18 protein-coding genes and 6 pseudogenes are annotated in these 23,668 nt (G+C 40.9%); 16 read left to right on the top strand and 8 right to left on the bottom strand.

The features are described from left to right. Positions 1 to 399: 399 nt before the first annotated feature. Positions 400 to 597: a sigma factor gene (locus HUG15_RS23685; RefSeq protein WP_200123669.1), complete on the bottom strand. Its 198-nt coding sequence runs from the start codon at positions 595 to 597 to the stop codon at positions 400 to 402. Between the two features lie 357 nt (positions 598 to 954). On the opposite strand from HUG15_RS23685, the pseudogene HUG15_RS13880 reads away from it, so the two are divergent. From HUG15_RS13880 to tnpA, 11 genes and pseudogenes are all read left to right on the top strand, one after another. Beyond that, positions 955 to 2,032 (top strand): annotated as a pseudogene (locus HUG15_RS13880) (DegT/DnrJ/EryC1/StrS family aminotransferase). A gap of 427 nt (positions 2,033 to 2,459) precedes the next feature. After that, positions 2,460 to 3,221 carry an SDR family NAD(P)-dependent oxidoreductase gene (locus HUG15_RS13875; RefSeq protein ID WP_200123668.1) on the top strand — a complete coding sequence of 254 codons (762 nt, stop codon included), beginning with the start codon at positions 2,460 to 2,462 and terminating at the stop codon, positions 3,219 to 3,221. Then, positions 3,193 to 4,314 (top strand): zinc-dependent alcohol dehydrogenase, encoded by a 1,122-nt coding sequence (locus HUG15_RS13870; RefSeq protein WP_200123667.1) that lies wholly within the window; start codon positions 3,193 to 3,195, stop codon positions 4,312 to 4,314. Before HUG15_RS13875 ends, HUG15_RS13870 begins: the two co-directional genes overlap by 29 nt. 136 nt (positions 4,315 to 4,450) lie before the next feature. Beyond that, complete coding sequence (locus HUG15_RS13865; protein ID WP_200123666.1) at positions 4,451 to 6,151, top strand: acetolactate synthase catalytic subunit; 1,701 nt, start codon at positions 4,451 to 4,453, stop codon at positions 6,149 to 6,151. Between the two features lie 90 nt (positions 6,152 to 6,241). Continuing rightward, the gene (locus HUG15_RS13860; protein WP_200123665.1) at positions 6,242 to 7,009 is read left to right on the top strand and encodes an IclR family transcriptional regulator; all 768 of its coding nucleotides are present in this window, start codon (positions 6,242 to 6,244) and stop codon (positions 7,007 to 7,009) included. Positions 7,010 to 7,011: 2 nt separating this feature from the next. Next, positions 7,012 to 7,458, top strand: a complete 447-nt coding sequence (locus tag HUG15_RS13855; RefSeq protein ID WP_200123664.1) for a tripartite tricarboxylate transporter TctB family protein — start codon at positions 7,012 to 7,014, stop codon at positions 7,456 to 7,458. Positions 7,459 to 7,487: 29 nt separating this feature from the next. Beyond that, positions 7,488 to 8,990 carry a tripartite tricarboxylate transporter permease gene (locus HUG15_RS13850; protein WP_246516660.1) on the top strand — a complete coding sequence of 501 codons (1,503 nt, stop codon included), beginning with the start codon at positions 7,488 to 7,490 and terminating at the stop codon, positions 8,988 to 8,990. A 49-nt stretch (positions 8,991 to 9,039) separates the two neighbouring features. Beyond that, complete coding sequence (locus HUG15_RS13845; protein WP_200123662.1) at positions 9,040 to 10,008, top strand: tripartite tricarboxylate transporter substrate binding protein; 969 nt, start codon at positions 9,040 to 9,042, stop codon at positions 10,006 to 10,008. A 227-nt stretch (positions 10,009 to 10,235) separates the two neighbouring features. Beyond that, positions 10,236 to 11,219, top strand: coding sequence for an NAD(P)H-quinone oxidoreductase (locus HUG15_RS13840; protein ID WP_200123661.1), 984 nt, complete (start codon positions 10,236 to 10,238; stop codon positions 11,217 to 11,219). Positions 11,220 to 11,447: 228 nt separating this feature from the next. Then, the gene (locus HUG15_RS13835) at positions 11,448 to 12,857 is read left to right on the top strand and encodes an NAD-dependent succinate-semialdehyde dehydrogenase (RefSeq protein ID WP_200123660.1); all 1,410 of its coding nucleotides are present in this window, start codon (positions 11,448 to 11,450) and stop codon (positions 12,855 to 12,857) included. Positions 12,858 to 13,268: 411 nt separating this feature from the next. Beyond that, positions 13,269 to 13,584, top strand: a pseudogene (gene tnpA, locus HUG15_RS13830) (IS200/IS605 family transposase). Between the two features lie 98 nt (positions 13,585 to 13,682). Here the strand turns inward: tnpA and HUG15_RS13825 are convergent. Beyond that, positions 13,683 to 13,811, bottom strand: a pseudogene (locus tag HUG15_RS13825) (4-hydroxy-2-oxovalerate aldolase); the annotation flags it as partial. A 331-nt stretch (positions 13,812 to 14,142) separates the two neighbouring features. Here HUG15_RS13825 and HUG15_RS13820 point away from each other — a divergent pair. Together HUG15_RS13820 and HUG15_RS23680 are read left to right on the top strand one after the other, a co-directional pair. Next, positions 14,143 to 14,901: an SDR family NAD(P)-dependent oxidoreductase gene (locus tag HUG15_RS13820; RefSeq protein ID WP_200123659.1), complete on the top strand. Its 759-nt coding sequence runs from the start codon at positions 14,143 to 14,145 to the stop codon at positions 14,899 to 14,901. A 148-nt stretch (positions 14,902 to 15,049) separates the two neighbouring features. Further along, positions 15,050 to 15,472 (top strand): annotated as a pseudogene (locus HUG15_RS23680) (ISAzo13 family transposase); the annotation flags it as partial. A 141-nt stretch (positions 15,473 to 15,613) separates the two neighbouring features. Here the strand turns inward: HUG15_RS23680 and HUG15_RS13815 are convergent. Beyond that, on the bottom strand, positions 15,614 to 16,045 hold the full coding sequence (locus tag HUG15_RS13815; RefSeq protein ID WP_246516658.1) for a sigma-70 family RNA polymerase sigma factor: 432 nt from the start codon (positions 16,043 to 16,045) through the stop codon (positions 15,614 to 15,616). A gap of 364 nt (positions 16,046 to 16,409) precedes the next feature. Between HUG15_RS13815 and HUG15_RS13810 the strand changes: the two are divergent. Further along, positions 16,410 to 17,551 (top strand): annotated as a pseudogene (locus HUG15_RS13810) (DegT/DnrJ/EryC1/StrS family aminotransferase). Between the two features lie 137 nt (positions 17,552 to 17,688). On the opposite strand, the gene HUG15_RS13805 reads toward HUG15_RS13810, so the two are convergent. The 4 genes from HUG15_RS13805 to HUG15_RS23085 form a co-directional block, all read right to left on the bottom strand. Then, the gene (locus HUG15_RS13805; protein ID WP_200084779.1) at positions 17,689 to 17,907 is read right to left on the bottom strand and encodes a hypothetical protein; all 219 of its coding nucleotides are present in this window, start codon (positions 17,905 to 17,907) and stop codon (positions 17,689 to 17,691) included. Position 17,908: 1 nt separating this feature from the next. Continuing rightward, positions 17,909 to 18,388 (bottom strand): hypothetical protein, encoded by a 480-nt coding sequence (locus HUG15_RS13800; protein WP_200123657.1) that lies wholly within the window; start codon positions 18,386 to 18,388, stop codon positions 17,909 to 17,911. 533 nt (positions 18,389 to 18,921) lie between these two features. After that, positions 18,922 to 19,245, bottom strand: a complete 324-nt coding sequence (locus HUG15_RS23090; protein WP_246516349.1) for a hypothetical protein — start codon at positions 19,243 to 19,245, stop codon at positions 18,922 to 18,924. A gap of 62 nt (positions 19,246 to 19,307) precedes the next feature. Beyond that, entirely contained in the window at positions 19,308 to 19,955 is a 648-nt protein-coding gene (locus HUG15_RS23085; RefSeq protein WP_246516348.1) for an Rpn family recombination-promoting nuclease/putative transposase, read from the bottom strand. Between the two features lie 422 nt (positions 19,956 to 20,377). Here HUG15_RS23085 and HUG15_RS13790 point away from each other — a divergent pair. After that, positions 20,378 to 21,284 (top strand): annotated as a pseudogene (locus HUG15_RS13790) (IS1595 family transposase). A gap of 319 nt (positions 21,285 to 21,603) precedes the next feature. Here HUG15_RS13790 and HUG15_RS13785 read toward each other — a convergent pair. Beyond that, entirely contained in the window at positions 21,604 to 22,602 is a 999-nt protein-coding gene (locus HUG15_RS13785; protein WP_200123656.1) for a LacI family DNA-binding transcriptional regulator, read from the bottom strand. Positions 22,603 to 22,817: 215 nt separating this feature from the next. On the opposite strand from HUG15_RS13785, the gene HUG15_RS13780 reads away from it, so the two are divergent. Beyond that, complete coding sequence (locus tag HUG15_RS13780) at positions 22,818 to 23,666, top strand: transketolase (protein WP_200123655.1); 849 nt, start codon at positions 22,818 to 22,820, stop codon at positions 23,664 to 23,666. The last annotated feature ends 2 nt before the right edge of the window (positions 23,667 to 23,668 follow it).

Raw genomic sequence — 23,668 nt, 5'->3', positions numbered from 1 at the left:
TAAACTTGTTCAAATAAGGGACTAAGGTGTCTACGTCTGACATGACCGTGCCCACAGGTTCCTAATGATTGGAAGTGAAGGAATGCCGTTCGTAGTAATTGGCAATCTTCTTCAACACAACACCAAAAACCCCTGAGCAAATGTTACTAAAAGGAACAATGCTATTTTCGTATAGGAGCCTGCAGTGCTCACTGCAGGCTCCACTTCTTAATTATTTTACATATTTTCTTAGTTTTGCAAGTGCTCCTTTCCGCCAACTTTTTACCGTTTCGACGGAAACGTTGTACTTGGCCGCGATCATGCGCGGGGCTGATCATGCACGGCGTGCTCGATGACCCAGCGTTGTTCACGGTCGGATAACATGTTCAAGTAAGGGGCTAAGGTGTCTGCATCTGACATTCAGGATTCTGACATGGTTATGTCCACAGGCTCCTGATCATTGGAACTGAATGAATGCCGGTCGTAATAATTGGCATCCTTTCTCAGCATCGTCAACATTTCTCCTCTGACACGAAGGAAGGCATAAGCGGGAAATGGTCCTCTTTCACTATCGTGGTGTTGGTATGCGAACCAAAGTCCTATATAGCCGGCTTGCAAAAAGTCCTCGTGGTTGCTGTGAATGTGGAGGCGTTAAGCATCACATGCACTAACGGTGTGTACTTTTGGTAGACTTCTTCGAATGAATAGTCCTGACGGGCCGAGTGATAGTTGTTCACGAATAACCCTTTTCGGATCGGCGCAACTCTAAATATTATTTTTTGGTAAAAGAGCTTATATGCCAAACACGTGTTGATGATTGGAATTGTTGCGGGGAAATGTAGCGTTGGTGCCGGTGTTATGTATTATATTTATGATGAAAGGTTTGCCCTTGGCGCACCGTGAAAACCGATGAAGAATTATAAATAGAGATGGGATGTTATTATGTCAAAACAACAAGACTGCATTTTTTTATAAATATACATACAAGAAGCGTTTGACTTGAATTGGATCGCGCCGTTGGGCAATAACGTTAAGGCATTTGAGGCGGCGTTGGCGGAGTACAACGGTGTTGCGGGTGCGGCGGTGCTGAGTTCGGGGACGGCGGCGATTACATTTGGCGTTGCGGCAGCTTGGTGTGGGCGAGGGGGATGTTGTGTTTTGTTCTTCGCTGACGTTTGTGGCTACTGCGAATCCGATTTTGTATCAGGGTGCGCGGCCGGTGTTTATTGATTCGGAGCCGGCGACGTGGAATATGTCGCCTGCGGCGTTGGAGCGGGCGTTGGGTGATGCTGATGTGTTGCCAAAAGCTGTTATTGTGGTGAATTTATACGGGCAGAGCGCGCGCATGGATCGGTTGATGGAGGTTTGCCGGGCGTATGGTGTGCCTGTCATTGAGGACGCGGCGGAGTCGTTGGGGAGTGAGTATGGCGGCCGGAAGAGCGGTACGTTCGGCGATTTTGGTGTGTTTTCGTTTAATGGGAATAAAATTATTACGACGTCGGGCGGGGGCGCGCTCGTGTCGGGTGATTTGGAAGCGTTGGAGCGGACGCGGTTTTTGGCGACGCAGGCGCGGGAGCCGGCGCTTCATTATGAGCATAGCGAAATTGGCTACAATTATCGGATGAGTAATATTGTTACCGGTGTCGGGCGCGGGCAGTTGGACGTGTGGGATGAGCGTGTGGCGCAGTGGCGGACAGTTTTTGTGAGGTATTATGAGGCGTTGAGTGGGCTATCGGAGGTGGCGTTTATGCCTGAGTTGGAGGGGAGTAAGTCGAATCGGTGGCTGACGGCTTTGACGGTGGATCCTGAGGAAGCGGGCGTGAGTCATTTGGATATTATTGAAGCGCTGAGTGCGGAGAATATCGAGGCGCGGCCGGTGTGGAAGCCGATGCATCTGCAGCCGTTGTTTGAGGGTGTTGAGTATTATGAGCATGAAGAGGGTTGGAGTGTGTCGGATGAGTTGTTTCGTTATGGACTGTGTTTGCCTTCGGGGTCGAGTATGACGGAGGAGGAGCAGAGTAGGGTGATTGGGGTTGTTGAAGGGTTGTTGTGAAGATCATTATCCTGGCTAAAGAATATTTACTTACCTCGCCATTTAGGCTGTTTTAGTGACCCATCGTGGTTTATGGTCCCTGTTCAACATACAAGAAAACTGTCTAAATCTAGCAGTGACTTGTCTTTATATGGTTCTGGAGTAACTAACACATAAAGAATATGCCAGTACCTTAATATTTAATTTAGTTATCTTCCGATGTTTTGAGGTTCATAGAGGGCTTAACGTGCCCAGTCAAACTTTATCCGTCGAGTAATTAATACAACAAAATGACACGAAATTCACAAAAACTATTGACAATGTGACAATCAGTAGTTTATTTTAATATACAACGGAATGCGAAACACCATTACGCATAGTGAAATATACTAGAAAATTAATAAGATCCTACTTACAACATTGTTTTTTTTAAAAAGGGGTTGATTTATTGTCAACAGATAAAAAAGTTGCTGTTGTTACTGGGGCGGCACAAGGGATTGGATTATATATCACTGAAAAACTAGCAGATGACGAAACTATTGTAATAATGACTGATGTATTACAAAAAAAAGTGGAAGAAGAATCTAAACTGTTGCGTGGTAAGGGGAAACAAGTAGTAGATTATGTACTTGATGTAGGTGTGGAAGAAGAAATAAAAACTTTTTTTGATTATGTTAGGAATGAATATGGACGCCTCGATATTTTAGTAAATAATGCAGGAATTTCACCGAAGCATAATGGTCAAAAACGGATGATTGTCGATACCACTCTTGAAGAATGGAATAGAGTGTTAAATGTGAACATAACTGGTTCATTTTTGTGTGTACGTGAAGCATTATCTTTGATGATGTTGAATAATTGGGGAAGAGTTGTGAATATGTCTTCCCAAGCCGGTCGAACATTAAGTCGTGTGGCAGGTGCTCATTATTCAACAAGTAAAAGTGCTTTAATTGGTTTTAATCGGAGTATTGCATCTGAATATGGAGAGTACGGTATAACGGCAAATTGTATTGCGCCAGGAAGAATTATATCTCCCATGGTGAATGAAGTCTCATCCGAAGCGAATGCTGAATTTATAAGGATTTCTCCACTAAATCGCTTGGGATATCCCGAGGAAGTTGCCGCTGCGGTCTCGTATTTATGTTCGGAAGAAGCAGCATATATTACTGGAGCAACAATCGATGTTAATGGTGGGATGTTTATGGATTGATAAGAAAGTAGCAGCAATTATCGTATATTTTTTAGGTCCCATATTTTTAAGTAAAGGTGGGTTTTTATTGAAAGCGCTATATAAAAAAAGCGAAGAAGCTTACAATATGGCATTAGAAAACAGTGAAGATCTAATACCTGAGGATGATGAGGTTATTGTAAAAGTGGAGGCTGCTGGAATTTGCGGAACAGATTTAAAAATGTATCAGGGAAAATATTATAAATATAATTTACCAATTATTTTGGGTCACGAATTTAGTGGTTATATAACATCAATTGGAAAAGACGTAAAAAATTTATCTAAGGGAAGTAAGGTTACTGGCCAACCGGCAGCATCTAACTGCGGTCAATGCAACATGTGTATAATTGGTAAAACTAATATTTGTAGTAAAAAAAACCGATTAGGGTTTGAGCAAAATGGAGCATTCGCTGACTATGTAAAACTAAATCAACGTCAAATACATGTACTCCCAGATGAAGTAGACATCTTATCTGGAGCATTAATAGAACCACTTGCAGTAGTCGTTCATGCGTTTCGTAAAATAAAAATAAGTCCTTCTAACGTTATCCACGTAATTGGATCTGGAGCTATTGGTTTGATTGCGATGTTGGTCGGTAAAGCAAACGGTGCGTTTGTATCAATATCCGGATTATCGAGAGATCATGAAAAACTTTCATTAGCTAGTAAATTAGGCGCTGATTTAGTTGTTGAGGCTGACAATGAAGGAAGCGACGATGTCATAATGCAGCATACCCAAGGAAATGGTGCCGATATTGTACTGGAATGTACAGGCACAGCCGCTGGGGTTAATACAGGTTTGGAATTATGTAAGGCAAGTGGTCAATATGTTCAAGTCGGGACATGGAGTGAGTCTTTAAATGTTGACTTTATGAAAATTGCGTATAAGGAAATACAAGTAATGGGCTCATATAGTCACACTAAAATTGATTGGCTAGATAGCATTAAATTGATACAAAAGAAAAAAATCAATGTATATCCATTAATACAAGATATTTATTCGTTGACTGATTGGAAAAAGGCATTCAAGAAAGCAGAAACTGGAGAAAAAGTGAAGGTAGTTTTAAAGCCTTAATAATTTAATATTACTATTATTGGTAAATAGCTGTAATTTTAGTAGAAGAAATTGGGGAACAGAAATTAACACAGCTATACAGTGTGGGTAGCGGAAGTGAATCTAGATACATTAAAGAAGATCAGGAGGTAAGAGCATGAGTACACATAAAGAAACCAATGCTGAGAGAATTGCTAGAGCGCTTAAAAAAAATGGAGTTGAATATTTATTTGGTCAAAGCAACCCTCAAACAATTATGCTAGCAAGTATGGACTTAGGAATTCGACAAATAGGTTTTAGACAGGAAAATGCTGGTTCTTATATGGCTCAAGCATATGCAATGTGTTCAGGAAAAGTGCCTGTGGTAACAGCGCAAAATGGTCCAGCGGCAACTTTGCTTGTACCAGGTTTAGCAGAATGTTTAAAAGCGTCTCATCCAATAGTTGCTCTGGTTGATGAAGTTCCAAGAGACCAAGAAGATAAAAACGCTTTCCAAGAACTTGATCATAAAGAACTTTTTTCAGGTGTAGCGAAATGGGTTAAAAAGATCCCTTCGGAAGATAGAATAGAGGATTACGTTGATATGGCATTTACTGCGGCTGCAAGTGGAAAGCCAGGTCCAGCTGTTTTACTTTGTCCGAAGGACTTGACATATGATACAAACAAATATCCAGTTAAATTTAATAGAAATGTAAATTTGGGGAGTTATCCGTTAGACAGATCAATTCCAGACCCAATAAAAATTGAAAAGGCAGCAGATTTACTTGCTAATGCCGAACGGCCAATCATACATGCAGGTGGTGGAGTTATTTCTTCAGGTGCTAAACAGGAACTTCGGCAAATTCAAGAGGAATGTTCAATACCAGTAGCGACGACAACAATGGGAAAAGGGTCAGTTGATGAAGAACACCCGTTAACAATTGGTCCAATTGGTTATTACATGGGAAAAAGAGGAGTAACTAAATTTTTAAGGCCCATGATTGAAGATGCTGATGTGATTTTATTGGTAGGCAATCGAACAAATCAAAATGGGACAGACTCATGGACCTTGTTACCAGAAAATGCAACGTATATACACATTGATGTAGATCCAACCGAAATAGGGAGAAATTACGAATCCCTAAGATTAGTTGGTGATGCAAAACTGGCATTAAATGAATTAAAAAAATCATTATTTAATTACGATTTAAATATACAAAAAGAAAAACGCTCTTTAGTAGAAGAAAAGATCGCAAACGCTAGAGTAGCACATAAAGAAGAAACAAAAAGTGTTAAAAACTCAGATGAAAATCCTATTAAAATTGAAAGATTTTTAGCTGAACTAGAAATGCAATTATCTTCTGATCAAACTATAGTAACCGATGCAAGTCTTTCGTCCGTATGGGTTGCAAATTATATTAAAGCAAAAGGTGATCGAAAATTTATATTTCCAAGAGGTTTAGCAGGATTAGGATGGGGTCTCCCCTTGGCGATGGGGGCAAATATTGCAAAACCTGAAGACAAGGTTTTGGCCTTTGTGGGTGATGGGGGTTTTGCTCACGCCTGGGCTGAATTAGAGACATGTAAGAGGGAAGGAATAAATGTAGTTACTGTAGTTATTAATAACCAAATCTTAGCTTATCAAAAATTGGCAGAACAATCACGTTGGGGAAGGTATACATCTGTCTGTGATTTTACCGCTGTTGATCATGCAGCTATAGCAAGAGCATGTGGAATAAAAGGGATAAGAGTTGAATCACCTGAAGAAATTGAGAAAGCCTTACAAGAAGCTTTTTTGGCAAAGGGTTCAGTTGTAATTGATTTACTTACGGACCCAAATGATATTCCACCTCTCCCTTTTATGGAAAATCTAAATTAAGGAATTTACATGCCTGTATAAAATATAGAATAGTTACAGCCCTATAAATAGTTTAAATGGGGCTGTAACTAAAAAAGGAAGACTTTGTAAATGAGTGAAGAAAGAGATAAAACAATTATTCGTTCTTTAGAAAAGGCGAACAATATACTGAAGCATTTCTCAAAGAGTGAACCGTTATTATCATTAAATGATATAGCTCAAAAATCCGGAAATAACAAAACTACTATATTGAGGTACTGTAACACTTTGGAAAAGATAAAATTCCTAGAAAAGATTTACATTGGCAATACACCTTATTATCGTTTAGGAATACACCTTTTTGTAATTGGAAACCAAGCTTTGCATGCAATTGATCTACCAACTAGGGCAAGACCTTATATAAAAAAAATGGTTGAAGAGACTAATGAAAACGCTTATTTGTTCATTGAAAGAAACAATAGAGCCTATTGTGTAGACACAATAAAAGGTGGGCACGTCATAAATGCTAATACTACACATGTTGGAGATTCGTATCCATTAATCAAGGGAGCGGGTCCATTAGCTATACTTGCATCAATGGAAAGGGAAACACAGAATGCTGTTTTGAGTGATCTTGAGTTAACACAGGATGAGATAGACAAACTTTACGCAAGGTTGGAATTCATCTATTTTAACGAGTACTCTATTAGCCATAATGAAACTTATAAGGGTACCGTTGCAGTTGGCGCTCCGGTTATGAACCATGAAGGTGATGCTATAGGGGCTTTAAGTTTAGGGGGGATTGAAAGTCGTTTTACAGAGGATGAGTTGCCAAAAATCATCTCTGTAGTAAAGAGTGCTGCTAATAAATTATCTAAGGAATTGGGGCAGGAGGGATAAAAATGAGGGAAGGAAATATTTATTGGAGAGAGAGATATATCTATATTTTTTTAATAATAGTAAGCCTACTTCTTTTATTTATTATTCCTCAACAAATTGAAGAAGGGGCACCTAGAGCTCTCCCGTACTTTAGTATTTCTATTGTTTTGATATGTTCCATTGGTGGTCTGGCAAACTGTTTTAGGAAAAAAGAAGTTGTTATTTCCTTCTCCAAGTCACTCTTGTTAAAACTAGGTAGTGGCATCTTCCTTTATTTCCTCTATGTTTTTTTAATAGAATATATCGGTTACTACAGCCTGAGTGTTATTTTTATTGTGCTAGCTTTATATCTATTCAAAACCAGGAATATAAAAACTATGATTTTTAGCGGGGTTATAATTCCTTTGATGCTTTATCTGTTATTAGAGCAACTTCTTGGGTTATTTATGCCTACGGGTATTTTGATGTGAGCATACGGGGGGTGTAAATTGTGTTTGATATGGACGATGTGCTAAGTGGTCTTTCAATAATACTAGAACCAACAACAATATTAATAGCTATTGCGGGAGTTATTCTCGGCTCTGTGCTTGGGGCAATTCCAGGTTTATCAGCGACTATGGCAATAGCCCTATTAGTACCTTTTACCTTTACATTGAATCCTGTACAGGCGATTGTGCTGTTAACTGCAATGTATAAAGGCGGAATATTTGGAGGAAGTATTGCAGCTATTCTATTGAATACTCCTGGAACTTCGGCAGCTGCTGCAACTGCCATAGATGGACATCAATTGGCAAGGCAAGGAAAAGCACGCAAGGCAATTAAAATGGCTGTTGTTTCCTCTTCCTTGGGAGATTTGTTTGCTGTCATAGTCTTAATTTCTATAGCCGGAGTTATAGCAAATTTCGCTTTAGAATTTGGGCCTCCAGAGTATACGGCTTTAATACTGTTTGCTTTTACTGTGATTTTAGGAATTTCACAAAAGTCCATTATGAAAGGGATGTTAGCAACTGTATTAGGGGTGTTTATAGGAACAATAGGTTATGATCCTAGTACAGGCGTGCCTCGTTTATCTTTTGATTCCATGGAATTATCAGGTGGATTAGAATTGGTACCTCTTTTAATAGGTCTTTTAGCTGTTTCGCAAGTATTTATACTAATGGAAGAAACGTTTTTAGGAAAAAATACTGGTAACGATATAATGAAACCAGATGATAATTCTAAATTGACGTGGCAAGAATTTAAAGATTCTCGATTGATTTATTTACAAAGTGGAGCAATTGGCACATTTGTAGGTGCCTTACCTGGACTAGGGCCAACTGTAGCAGCTTTTTTAGGCCGAAATGCTGGAAAAAGGCTTGCTAAAAACCCTAAAAAATATGGGAAAGGAGCACTTGAAGGTGTAGCTGCTCCTGAAGCCTCTAATAGTGCAGTGGGAAGTTCGAATTTAATTCCGTTAATATCTTTGGGCATACCTGGAGATGCTGAAGCGGCATTGATTCTATCAGTGCTTATAATCCATGGAATCACTCCTGGCCCTACAGTATTTGACACTGACGGCCCTATTATATACGGGATATACTTTGGTATTCTTATTTCAATTTGTGTTCTGTTCTTATTTAACTGGTATGCTTCTAGATGGGTGGTTAAGGTACGAAATATAAATGTAACCTTGCTTATTCCCGCAATTTTAGTTTTGTGTGTAGCAGGATCATACGGTATGAACCAGAATATGTTCGATGTACAAACAATGTTTATCTTCGCGGTTATTGGTTACTTAATGATTAAATTTCAATTTCCAACAACAGCATTATTGATTGGTTTCATTTTAGGTCCCATATTTGAAACTTCTTTCAGGCAAAGTATGATACTTTCTAATAATAATCCAATAATCTTCTTTCAAAATCCAATATCTTTGGTTTTTATCATCATCACAATAATGATAGTTATCTTTTATATTGTTAGGGAGGTGAAAAGCCCAAAAAATGAAGATCAAACTAGTTGAAGATATTGATTCCTTTTTATTTCCATTAAATTGAAGGAGAGGTTTTAAAATGATTAAAAAGATTGGATTACTTTCTTTTGCTCCGTTTTTTGCTATCTTTGCAACAGCATGCGGTGATCAAGAGGTTGATGTGGAAAACTATCCTGAAGAACCAGTAACATTTTATGTGAATTATTCATCTGGTGGTAATACAGATGTAGTCTATCGTCAGTTTGCTGATGTCGCAGAAGAGTACCTAGGTGAGGAGATTATAATTGAAAATGTGGATGGTGGTGGTGGTACAGTTGGGGTATCTGAATTAGCTAATGAGGAACCAGATGGCTATACGATGGGAAATCTGTCAATGGCTCCTTTAACAGTTTCACCTCATAACCAGCAAGTACCATATAGTACAGATGATTTTTCTTATGTTGGCGGATGGGGGTTGCAAATGTATGGGCTTGTTGCACCTGCTGATGCGCCCTATGATGATCTTGATGATTTTGTAGAGTATGCTAGAGAGAATCCAGGTATGAGTTTTAGTGACCCTGCTCCTGGAGGACTTAATGGTTTGGCTGTTGATTTATTAGACAGAGAAGAAAACGGGGAACTTCAAATTGAAAGTGTTCCATATGATGGGGGCGGTGAATCGACTTCTGCTGTATTAGGGGGGCATGTAGATTTTACGTCGAATAACCCATCTGCAGTAGTATCTGGTTTGGACAGTGGAGATCTTAAGTTGATCGCTTCAATGAGTGACGTTAGGTTTGAGGACGAGCCTGATGTACCTACAGCTGAAGAACAAGGGTATGATGTGAATGTTACATCATGGTTCGGAATAGGCGGACCAGAAGGCCTTCCAGAGGAAATAATAGAAACTTGGGAGGAAGTTATACAACAAACTTTGGATGATCCAGAATTCCAAGAGTCTGCAGAGTCTTTAGATACGCCGTTAGAATGGATGCCTGGTGATGAATATGAAGAACTTATTGATGAGAATTATGAATTATACGGTGAGATAATTTCTGACGAAAATTAACTTGTGAGATGAATAATCAGATAGTACACACATGACTTTTAAGCCCGCTTTTTAAGTGGGCTTCAATCAAAATGTATAGTGGTTTCAAGACCATTGGATGGTTCCATGCACTCGAAGTAGTTAATTAAGCTAAAATAATAAAATTTCTAGAATTGGAACCATTTTGTCGCACGTTTCCATTCGAATAACGAGTTTTGGGAAAACATAAGTAATGAGGTGTTATATAAGTGAAAGCAGTATTAATAAAAGATAGTACTCATGATTTATATGTTAGTGATATTGAAGATCCGAGCTATTATGAAAACGAGCTATTAATAAAGGTAATAGCTACCTCTATTAACCGAGCAGATTTACTCCAGCGAAAAGGTCAACATCCTCCGCCTAAAGGAACTTCGAATATTCTTGGTTTAGAAATGTCGGGAGTGATCGAAAAAAAGGGGGCTGGTGTGACAGATTGGTGCGTGGGTGATCACGTTTATGCTTTATTACCTGGCGGTGGTTACGCAGAGAAAGTTGTCATTCCATCAGATATGGCAATGAGGATACCTGCTGGATTGTCATTTGAAAAAGCTGCTGCTATTCCTGAGGCTTTTTTAACTGCATATTTAAACCTAATCCAACTGGCACAGATGAAAGAAGAAGAGTATGTTCTTATTCACGCTGGCGGTAGTGGTGTGGGCACTGCTGCTATTCAGATGGCTAAAGATATAGGAGCTAAGATAATTGCTACGACAGGATCTTCAATTAAAGAGAATCATTGTTTATCTTTGGGAGCAGACTATGTGATCAACTATAAAGATGGAGATTTCTCAACAAAAGTGTTAAACATTACCAAGGGCAAAGGTGTAAATATAATTATGGATTTCATCGGTGCATCATTCTGGGAGTATAATTTACGCTCCATTAGTATGGATGGTAGGTGGATTTTGGTTGGGTCGCTTGGGGGAAGAGACGTTTCAAAAGTCAACCTAGGTTCTTTCTTACAAAAACGAATTAATTTTTTCGGTTCTACCCTACGTTCACGTTCTTTGAGGTATAAAATAGATCTCGTTCGTAGATTTGAAAAATTTATAGATGGCAAATTCAATAATGAGAGTATTGTGCCAGTCATTGATAGTGTATACAAATTAGAAGAAGTTGAAGAAGCTCATAAACGCATGGAACAAAATCTTAATATAGGAAAAATTGTATTAAGAGTAAACTCTATATAAGTGGCATTTAAGAATATAAAGTTTCAGATGAAGGGCAATCGTTTGATAGCGTTCATACATTCGTTTATCTTTCGTCTCTTTCATAGCATCTTTGATGTCTTGAAGAACAGCTTAGGGTTTCCTGTAGACTTCGACATGACTGGTTTAAAACCCTTTTTTATCACTTATATAGTAAAGGGTGATCATCAGGCAGTTAAATACTTTAACATAATTTGAGGAGTATGATCTATGAAGTGTCTTATAAACGGAAAATGGAGAGGTAATGAACTTGAACAAATCGATGTCATTAACCCCGCGACGGGGGATGTGCTCGATACGATTCCGAAAGGCGGCGAAAAAGAAGCCGAGGCAGCTGCGACTGCCGCGTACGAAGCATTCCCCGAGTGGTCCAAGCTTACCGCTGCGGACCGGAGTGCAAAGTTGGAGAAATGGTTTGAATTGATCGGTGAGAATCACGAAGACCTCGCCCAAACGATGACGAAAGAGCAAGGGAAAGCGATTAAGGAAGCGCGCGGCGAAATTTCTTATGCAAATTCGTTTATCAAATGGTATGCAGAGGAAGGAAAGCGTAACTATGGCGAGTCGATCCCGGCTTCTGCACCGGACAAGCGTTTGTTTGTCACACATCAACCTGTTGGTGTTGTAGCATCGATTACGCCGTGGAACTTCCCGGCTGCGATGATTACGCGTAAAATCGCACCAGCACTCGCGGTTGGTTGTACAGCTATCATTAAACCAGCGACGCAAACGCCGCTAACAGCGCTTAAACTGGCTGATCTGGCCGTGGAGGCAGGGATTCCCGAAGGCGTTATCAATGTCGTCACTGGTTCTTCCAGGGAAATCTCCGAAGCTTGGCAAAAAGACGAGCGTGTCCGTAAGCTCACGTTTACCGGCTCAACGGAAGTCGGGAAAACGTTAATGAGCGGTGCGTCAGAAACAATGAAAAAAATCTCGCTGGAACTTGGTGGGCACGCGCCTTTAATCGTTCTCGAAGATGCGGATATTGACAACGCGGTTGAACAGGCAGTGACCTCGAAATTCCGTAACGGAGGTCAAACTTGTGTCTGTGCGAACCGTATTTACGTGGCGGAATCGATTGAAGAGATGTTCACGAATAAATTTAAGCAAGCCGTTGAAGGTTTAAACGTCGGCGATGGTCTCGATGATAATACCGACATTGGTCCATTAATTGACGAAGATGCTGTTGACAAAGTCATCTCCCATATAGAAGATGCCGAGAAACAAGGGGCAAAAGTCGTCACAGGCGGTAAAAAGAAAGATGGGCTGTTTTTGACACCGACAGTGATGAGCGGGATAAAAGAAGACATGGCCTGCATGAATGAAGAAACATTTGGCCCGCTTGCGCCTATCGCAACCTTCAAAACGGAGGAAGAAGCGATTGACCGTGCAAATAACACCATATATGGATTGGCTGCTTATTTATTTACGAGCGATGTGTCTAAAGCGATACGTTTGAGCGAACAGCTGGAGTACGGCATCATCGGCTTAAATGATGGTGGCCCGTCCGCCGCACAGGCACCATTCGGCGGCTGGAAGCAAAGCGGTATCGGGCGAGAAGGAGGTCATCATGGCATGGATGAGTTCCTTGAAACAAAGTACATTTCCCTTAAAATTTAACATTCGTTATAAACAATAAAAGGTATAACGTAGGTCAAGTTTTGAGACACAAACATGATTCCATACCAATAATCAAATCTACTAAAAAAGAACTTTTTATTCAACTGAAATCTAATATACTCCAACAAAATCCTGCACAACTGATTCTTAGGCACATGTGCGGGATTTTGTTTATAATAAATACAAGGAGGGGGTCTACTAAGTAAGGCATTAGCACCTGCGGCCTTTTAATTTGTTTCACCTCAGTCTGAAGCGCTTTAATTCTTTCTTTTACTCAGATATTAAGCCCCACGCTATGCGTGGGAGAATTGAACAGGAAGTGCCGTGAGGCGTGATGAAATAAAGTCCTCCTTTGCTATAATGAAATTGGTTTCACCAGCCAAATTCAAAAGCAAAGGAGGACGGTATCCCATGGGTGCAAAGAGTCTATCCCACACCCGATGGGACTGTAGTTATCATATCATATTTATCCCGAAATAGGTTAGATGAGAAGTAGGGGAAATATTGAGAAGGTTATGCGAGTATAAAAATGTGGAATTAGAAAAAGGAAGTATTGGCACGGACCACGTGCACATGTATGTTAAAATACCGCCGAAAATAAGTGTATCCGAATTTATGGGCCAGAGGGTATTATGTGAGTACCGTAGGCCTCAATAAAGATGTTATTCGCGAATATATTCAGCAACAAGAAGAGGCGGATATCATCAAAGACAGGTTAAATCAATAAAAGGGTTTAATCCAACCGAAGGCTGGTGAAACCGCGCCTTTAGGCGCTGCTGGTATACGCCCTTATAGGGCGACATCAAGCCACCCTTTGAAAGGGTGGTCTGTGACTTTATGAGGCAGCAGAGCTTCTGCTGAACCTACAAAATAAACCGTATTTGAACCGTGGCTTTCCATTAACTTAGCCTGCTCAACTAATTTTTTAACCGGTGCCATGTGACTCATCATGACGATGATTATATCTCTTATTTTAGGGAAGGATTTTCCTACTAACTATTACTGTTTATATACTTTTAGTTGTTTTAGTTCCCCCTGCTTTAATAACCTTTGGCATCAGTCCATTAGTTGCACATTTGTTTGTCTTGTCTTTTATTTTGGCATATTGAACCATAATACTCCTATTTGCCTTGTAGCATTCATTGCTGTTCCTATTGCGGGTGCAAATGTATGACGAGTAGATTTTATGATTTTGGGAATATTTGCGGATTTGAGTGTGATTACTGGTTTTTTTTAGATATTCCTACAGTACTGCGATCAAATGTAAAGGATAGGTGAGAATGGAATGGATTTAAACTTGAATAATAAAAAAGTACTTGTAACAGGTGGTTCCAGAGGCATTGGTAAAGGGATCGCCAGAGTCTTTTTAGAAGAAGGTGCTAACGTTGGTGTTGTTGCTAGAGGACAGAAAGGGCTAGACGAGGTTAAACAAGAATTTAAAAACATTCGTACATACCAAGCCGACTTGACGGAAGAAAATGAACGAATCAAATGCATGAATGAGTTCATTAATGATTTTAGTAATATTGATGTATTGATCAATAATAGTGGGGGTAGCAATGGAGGCGATGTTTTAGAAACCCATATTTCTACTTTTAAAGAAGCGATGGAGTATAATTATTATTCTGCTGTTCATTTTAGCAAGTTGGCTGCACAACACATGCTAAAACAACAATCAGGAAGCATCATTAATATAACTTCCATTACTGGTCGCGAATCCGGTGGAAAGGTAACCTATAATAATGCCAAATCTGCTTTGATTAGTTTTACGAAAGCATTTGCCAACGAGGCTATTAGATATGGTATAAGGGTAAACAGTGTGGCTCCTGGTGCCATCATACATTTGTCAGGTGCTTGGCAGAAACGGCTTGATGAAAATCCAGAAAAAATCAATCAATACATTCAAACAAATATCCCCGCTGGACGATTTGGCATCGTTCAAGAAGTAGCTGATGTAGTCGTCTTCTTAGCTTCTGAAAAAGCAAATTGGGTGGTTGGCGCAACACTTAACGTTGACGGTGGTCAATCGCGTTCCAATTTTTAAGGGAATAGGAGAGTTTTATATTAAAGTAAACAATTTAGGCATGTTCAAATAAATAATTAGTCAATTTTGATAATAAGTACAAAAGTATCCTTTGTATATGTTTTAGTGGTAGTACGACAACAAAAAAAACACAAAGGATACTGATATCATGATACAGAATTTATTCAACGGATTCAAAGACATTATGTAACCGTCCAAAAATTAAAAGGTTCCGATAAACGCATTGCTTTAGCCAAGCTTGCCAAGGGCTACGGGAATGGGGATCAAACTGCTGTTGCAAACGATTTTCACATGGGCAGAGAAACGATAAGAAAAGGAAATTATGAGCTAGAATCAAGGTCTTCAATCACCGATGTTTTTCAAGCAAGGGGCAGAAAGACAATCGAAGAGCAACAACTCCCTCGCTTGTTAAAAGACATCCAGGCTATTGTGGATGGACAAAGCCGAACCGACCCTAGTTTCAACACAACTATATACCAGAATGGCTGTCCAAGAAGTCAGGCATCAACTCGTGCGCCAAAAAGGCTATCAAGATGAGGAATTACCCACCAACCAGACGTTAAATGCCAAATGAAAATTCTCAAGAATAAATGATGTATTTTCATTTGTAAATTACCCAAATATAGCTGTTGAACCAATTGCTATCTATCAAAACATTAATATCGAAAAACGTGTAGAGAGCCTGCAGGGAAAGAACTGCAGGCTTACCGAATTATTTCATATATTTTTTTAGCTTTGCTAATGCTCCTTTCCGCCAACTTTTTACCGTTTCGACGGAAACGTTGTACTTGGCGGCGATCATGCGCGGGGCTTGGTCGTGCACGGCGTGCTCGATGACCCAACGTTGTTCGCGGTCGGATAACTTGTTCAAGTAAGGGGCTAAGGTATCTACGTCTGGCATCCAGGATTCTGTCTCTATGCGCACTTGAGCAGGTTCCTGATCATTGGAACTGAAGGAATGCCGTTCGTAATAATTGGTATCCTTTCTCAGCATCGCCACCATTTTTCCTCTGACACGAAGGAAAGCATAAGCGGGAAATGGTCCTCTTTCACCATCGTGGTGTTGGTATGTAAGCCAAAGTCCTACATATCCGGCTTGCAAAAAGTCCTCGTGGTTGCTGTGAATGTGGAGGCGTTGAAGCATCCTATGCACTAACGGTGTGTACTGCTAATAGATTTCGGATTTCTTCGAATGAATAGTGCTGACGGGCCGATTGGTAGTTGTTCACTGTAGTTCCTTCCCAGGAACGGCGCCGTCCTTTCACATATAGATTCTCCATGGTACTATAAAAATAGTACTAAATGATTCGAAAATCAATATTAATTCTGATAATTAATAATAAAATTTCATTCTTATGAACTATGTGAAAAATATAAACACGTGTCGGTGCTTGACATGCTTGTGAAGGAATGAAGCGGTGGTGCCGATGTTATGTACCATATTAATGATGATACGTTGGCCTTGGGCGCACCCGTGAAACCGATGAAGGGTTATAATTGGAGAATCGATGTTGTTATGTCAGAATAACAAGACAGAATTTTTTAGAAAAATAAATACACAAGAAGCGTTCGATCTAAACTGGATTGCGCCGCTGGGAAACAACGTTAAGGCATTTGAGGCGGCGTTGGCGTGGCGGAATACAACGGTGTTGCGGGTGCGGCGGTGCTGAGTTCGGGGACGGCGGCGATTCATTTGGCGTTGCGGCAGCTTGGTGTGGGCGAGGGGGATGTTGTGTTTTATTCCTCGTTGACGTTTGTGGCTACTGCGAATCCGATTGTGTATCAAGGTGCGCGACCGGTGTTTATTGATTCGGAGCCGGCGACGTGGAATATGTCGCCTGAGGCATTGGAGCGGGCGTTGGGTGATGCCGATGTGTTGCCTAAGGCTGTTATTGTGGTGAATTTATACGGGCATAGCGCGCGGATGGACCGGTTGATGGAGGTGTGCCGGGCGTATGGGGTGCCTGTGGTCGAGGACGCAGCGGAATCGTTGGGGAGTGAGTATGGCGGCCGGAAGAGCGGGACGTTCGGCGATTTTGGTGTGTATTCGTTTAATGGGAATAAGATTATTACGACGTCCGGCGGGGGCGCGCTCGTGTCGGGTGATTTGGAAGCGTTGGAGCGGACGCGGTTTTTGGCGACGCAGGCGCGGGAGCCGGCGCTGCATTATGAGCATAGCGAGGTTGGCTACAATTATCGGATGAGCAATATTGTTGCCGGTGTCGGACGTGGGCAGTTGGACGTGCTGGATGAGCGCGTGGCGCAGCGCCGGGCTGTTTTTGCGCGGTATGATAAGGCGTTGGGTGAGTTGCCGGGGGTGGCGTTTATGCCTGAGTTGGAAGGGAGCAAGTCGAATCGGTGGCTGACGGCGTTGACGGTGGATCCTGATGAGGCTGGTGTGAGTCATTTGGAGATTATCGAGGCGCTGGATGCGAAGAATATCGAGGCGCGGCCGGTGTGGAAGCCGATGCATCTGCAGCCGTTGTTTGAGGGTACGAAGTATTATGAGCATGAAGAGGGTTGGAGTGTGTCGGATGAGTTGTTTCGTTATGGACTGTGTTTGCCTTCGGGGTCGAGTATGACGGAGGAGGAGCAGAGTAGGGTGATTGGGGTTGTTGAGGGATTATTGAGATGCTCTTTTCAACATTAATTGTTAAATGAAACTCAACCTTTGGCTCACGGCGCTGATGGTGGATCCCGAGGAAGCGGTGATTACACACTTGGATATTGTCGAAGCGTTGGGTGCGAAGAATATTGAGTCGCATAATATATAAAAAAAGTCCCCGATTATTTCGAGGACTTTGATTCATCTGCTTTTAATTTAGAGGTGTCTATATAAGAGGGGACATTTGGGTCCTTTTCCTTCATTTCTTTGATGATGCGGCGTGTTTCTTCCCGTTTCTCTTCAGATTCTTGAGGGATGGCATAAACGCCGTTTAATTCAGTATCGATATAGTGGGCTAATTCACCATCAGTCATTTCTGAAAACTCGCGACTTGTAGACATCCTATCGCTCTCCTTTCTTCAAGTATAACTGAACGAGACGGGTTGAGGCAATGGTTGATAAAGCCATGCGATTTGGCCGTATAATTTCTGCTCCATATCGTTGATAATGTGAAATCACCGATGGATGATGCTTAATATGAATTGCAGTATATCCGTAAAATCCATGGTCAAAACTAATAACTGCGGCAGCAGTGAGCAATGTTGGTGTCACTTTTAGTGCAGACTGTTGATGATGATTGGAAGGAGCGGACTCAAGAAGCTCGATAAGAATAAACCCTTCGTCCACCACATAGGACATCAATGCTTGAACATTTGGATCTTCATTTACTTTTAAGGATAAGATGTTTCGATTTGGATAAATATACTCCTCATGCCAATCAAAAATCCAATCCCTTGTTTCCATGACGTCCGGTTCTGTGGCAGGTAATACACACCCATCGTACACTTCTTGATCATCTTTGGTTCCAACAATTACCTTCATATCATAAATATCTCCTCTTTTACTAACGGTGTGTACTGCTTTGAGATGTACTCGATTTGGCGGACCGATTGATTATTGCTCGCGGAAATTCCTTCTCGGAATAACGCCGCCCCCCTCATTCCCCATAGCATTATAAATATACCACTAAACGACCTATAAATACAGATAATTATTGGAATATATTTGGTTCTTAAGAATTAAAAAAGTAATAATCCGCAATCCTTTATGGAGAATAGTAAAAATCAAGGTAGGTAATGTGTTGCAATAAAATAGGTAAGCGAGGGGCTTAATATACTAAAATGAATCAAATGCACCTACGGCCGTTGTTTGGGGGGAGCAACCCGGATGATGAGGGGTGGAGTGTGTCGGACGAGTTGTTTGGGTGTGTTTGTGTTTGCCGTCGGGGAAGGGGAGGAGTTGGAGGGGTGATTGAGGTTGTTGAGCGGATGTTGAGATGATCATGCACGGATCTTCGACTGCATCATATCATATGGAAAGGACCCCAAGAAAATCCTGGCGTCCTTTCTCAGCTGTTATTGCATCTCCCGCTGGATTTCAATGACTCTATTCACGTCAAGACCCGAGCCTTTGGCTACTGTCTCAACGTCCATACCCATTGTTAATAACCTCCGGGCAGTCGCTTCATTTGCCTTTATTTTGCCTTGTTCTTCCCCCTTGGCTTTCCCTCTTTCTTCTCCTCTTTCCTCAGCTTCTTGCACTCGAAGTTCGTATTCTCGTTCCGCGGCTTCTTGATCCATAAGTTCTTTTGATCGCTCTTCGTAGGCTACACGCTGTTCCTTTGTCGAGCTGAGTTCTTCCCAGTGGTTGAAAGCATCGTATAGAGTTTCGTCTTTCATGGCTATCACCTCGGGCCCACAGGAGGTGGGTTCTGCAGGCGTTGCCACAGGACGTGGCGGTTTTAGCCTGCCTTCCATAATTTTTTGTCAGCATAAACCTTATCGTTTTTGCGATCAATAATGCCGAGCATTAGCAGCCAGCGGGCAAGCACATCATTCCATGGGTCGAGTTTATTGGCTTTCCAATCGTTAATTAGTTTGGGCATTTCGATAAAATGAAATTCCATGTCATTGGTCAATCGGAAGTTTTCTTCGTCTTCATATAAGTGGTAGGTGGTATGAAATCGATCGGTTCTATCAAAGATATCAAAATTCAGAATGTTAATGGCGATGACCGGATGCAATTCTTTATAGGCCATCCTTTTTTTAAAAGACCGGCGGTAGGTGCCTGCCCAATAATACATGGAACGTTTAATCATGTCATGCCGATTTGTGAATTGAATCTCAACATTAATGACTTCACCGGCATCGGTCGTCACTAACAAGTCTAGCCTCGAACGCTTATCATCACGGTCTTCTCCACCTGCTTCCGTGTTTTCAAACGAAATATCTATGATGTGATTTCTACCGGTTTTTTGCAAAATGGCGTTCAGAAATACAACGGTAATCTCTTTGTTTTTTTCATTGCCAAAAAGCTGTTTGAACGCGTAATCGATCTTGAGGTCCATGAGTCGTTCGAGTGGGATTCGTTTCAGCACCTTTGATTTCATTAATACGCCACCTTGCCATGTTTAGTTACTTTTATTATAGCATATTCACGGTGTATTGAAGTCGAATATATTAATGAAATAATGCTAGAAGTCCGGTGAAAAAGTCGAGTTGTGATAGACAGGAATTTGCTATTTATTGTCGAATATAACAAGTAATACCGATAACGTAAGGATGGTTGACCCATGCAATCGCCAAAGCAAAAGTATGTTCAAACTTGTTTGTTTCAATCGATCGATATGGAGGATATTGTTCCCGACCATCATGTCCTGCGAAAATGAAAGGATGTGATGGACTTTTCTCATGAAGCCCTTATAAAGGAAATAGAACAAAATGAGTATCCCTTTTGCTCAGAATAACTACTCTTACGAACGTACGTGTGATATAATATAATCACAAACAATCGTTCGAATGGGTGCGCAAAATGGCTAACTATCAACAGATGAGCTTTGTCTCTTTTCAAAAACAGTTTCCGACAGAAAAAGCTTGTCACGATCACCTATTCAACCTGAAGTGGAAGGATGGATTCTGCTGTGAGACATGCGGCCATGGCGCTTATTTTGAGACAAAAACACGGAAACACCGCCTTTACGAATGTAAAGCATGCCGCTATCAATCAACCGTCACCGTTGGAACCGTGATGGAGAAAACGCGCACCGATCTTACCAAGTGGTTCATCGCTATCTACATGATTGCTCATGATAAGAGAGGGATCTCCGCGCATAAGCTCTCGGGAGACATTGAAGTGTCTTATAAAACGGCTTGGTTGATGCTTCACAAAATCCGGCAGGCTATGAGAAAACGCGATGCCGCATATCCCCTCGCCGGTATTGTTGAATTGGATGATGCTTACTTTGGTGCGCCCACAGAAGGCGGAAAGCGCGGTCGCGGCACGGAAAAGACCAAAGTGTTGGTTGGGTTGTCGTTGACCAACCAGGGCCATCCACGCTATGTAAAAATGGAAGTGACCCCTGATATCAAAGGGGAAACCTTGGTCAAAGTTGCAGAGAAATGGATCGTGCAAGGGTCCACGATCAGCAGCGATGCTTACCGTTCATATCGGGCGTTGGCTGGTGCTCAATCATGAGTATCAGGTGTATGATGTCAAAGAAACACCGGATCATTTACATTGGCTGCACACCGTGTTTTCCAATGCCAAAGCATTTGTGGGCGGAACCTTTCACGGTCTTGACGCTAAGCACCTTCAAGCCTACTTAGACGAGTTTTGCTATCGTTTCAACAGGCGAAAATTCAAAGGGGAATGGTTCAGCCGTTTAATGACGTTGTGTGCCTCAACGGATACGATCACTCATTCTGAGCTAGTGGGATAATCATTTAGAATAATAACTCCTGTTGTTATGGTTATCTTATATTGCCAAGGAATTTTTGTTTGCTTAGTTGTCGATTTTGCTGTTTTACTCATTAAATCACCTCAATTCATGGGCATTGATTAGCCAAAATTATCCAAGCTAATGGCTTAAAAAGTGAAGGTATCGCTACTACCACATAAAGGGAAATGAATACCGCCAAAGAAATGTGCCATAAGTGACAAGATTTTTACCGTCCGATGCCAAAGGACTCACCATCATGTGCCAACCGGCATATCTATGATCCTCTTCCAATCACCACTCGCTGGTTGTTGGCTCTTACTTAACACCCGCATGATTTTCTTAAGATCATGGAAGGTGGTAATTCAATATGTTTCATGTATTCCGGGTTGTTTATTTTACTTAGTAGTGTATCAAATGCTGTTTTTCCGATTGTTTCTGAGGGCTGCACAATATTTGTTACTGGCGGGTTTATAATATTAGCTGAAGCAAAATCTCCAAACCCAATAACGGCAATATCCTCTGGTATTTTTATCGACAGCTCTTTTAGTTTTGATATGATCCCGATTGTCATTAAGTCGTTAAGACTAAATATTGCTGTGATACCTACTGTTCTTTCAAGTAAGGATTTAGCAGCATTCTCCCCTCCCTTTACGGTTGCATAACCGAGCTCCAAATTATCTTCAAGAAAGGGCAAATGATATTTTGATAACGCATCTTTATAACCATTCAATCGATCCCTGGTCGTTGAAACATTTGGTACAGCGTATATAACGCCAATGTTTTCATGACCATGATCAAGAAGATGCATCGTTGCGTCATAACCGGTTTGATAATTGTCCCCAGTTACCCTTGGCACATTTTCGGCAATAGGGTCATATCGATTGGCGAGCACAACTGGAAAGTTATCATTTGTGTATTTATTTAAATAACCAATATCACTGGAAGTTGGAGAAAGAATAATTCCATCAACCATTTTAGAGTACAATAGATTAATGGTTTCTTCTTCATAATATTTATTTTCATTTGTGTTCACCAATAGTATTTGATAACCCATTTCTCTGGCTCGTTCTTCCACACCGTAGACCATCTCTGTGATAAATGAATCCGGAAAACTGGATACAACTAGACCCGCAGTCATGGTTTTATTTTTTCGAAGGTTCTTCGCCGTGGAATTGGGAAGGTAATTATACTTATTAATGATCGCTGTAATTTTTTTGTGCTTTTCTTCAGATATTTGTTTTGTACCGTTGATTACATGTGAAACAGTTGCGGTAGAGACATTTGCTTCTCTAGCGATATCCTTCATTGTAACTTTCATAGTTCCTCCTAAGGGGGGTAAACCTTTTACCATCAGATCTCTTTAATTTATTTTACCTTACCCGCAATCATGAATCAATAAGTGCAATTAAAGGCTTTTATTGTAGATTTATGTTATTTCCTATAAATTTATTTCAAACTTTTGATTGACAAAAAAACGCTTACACACTATTATGTAATCAAACAGGTTAAACGATTAACCTAAGGAGGGCTATCATGGATAACACAGTTTCTGTCTCAAAGGAAAAAATAGATTTGATTAAAGAAAAGGCAAAAATGTCCCGTCTTGAAACGATTCGTTTAGTTGCTTTGGCAAAAAGCGGCCATTACGGTTCTTCTTTCTCAAGTTCTGAAATATTTGCGACTTTATACTATAAAGTATTAAATTATGATCCTAAAAATCCAAAATGGCGTAGCAGAGACCGTTTTGTTATGGGGAAAGGGCATGCGGCAGTAGGTGCTTACCCAGTTTTAGCAGATGTTGGTTTTTTTCCTAAAGAAGAGCTGGATACGTATACACAGGTGGGGAGCCCATTCGGGGATCATCCTGACATGAATAAAATAAATGGAATTGACTTTAGTTCCGGTTCTATTGGTCACGGTCTGTCTGTTGGAGTTGGAATGTCTCTCGGTGCACGTGTAGATAATGAAAACTATAGATCCTACATTTTAATGGGAGATGGAGAACTTCAAGAAGGACAAGTTTGGGAAGCGGCAATGAGTGCAGCGAATTTTAAATTAGGCAATTTGGTTGCGATTGTCGATGATAATAAAGTAACGGTAGACGGTGTTACAGGAGAGTTAATGGACATTAACCCGATTAAAGAAAAATGGAAAAGCTTCGGGTGGAATGTAGTAGAAGTAGACGGACATGATGTGGAAGCGCTCGTTGAAACATTTGATCACTTGCCTTCCCCTGGCTCTGATGTTCCAACAGCAATTATTTGCGATACGGTAGCCGGAAAAGGTGTCTCGTTTATGGAACATGGATATGAATGGCACGTTGCTAACCTTGGTGAAGATGATAAGCAAAAAGCAATTGAAGAAATAAAAGGAGGCTTTTAAAC

Origin of the sequence: Salicibibacter cibarius (genome assembly GCF_016495725.1) — a bacterium.
Taxonomy (GTDB): domain Bacteria; phylum Bacillota; class Bacilli; order Bacillales; family Marinococcaceae; genus Salicibibacter; species Salicibibacter cibarius.
The sequence above is the reverse complement of the archived record's forward strand: the minus strand, read 5'-3'. Positions and strand labels throughout refer to the sequence as shown.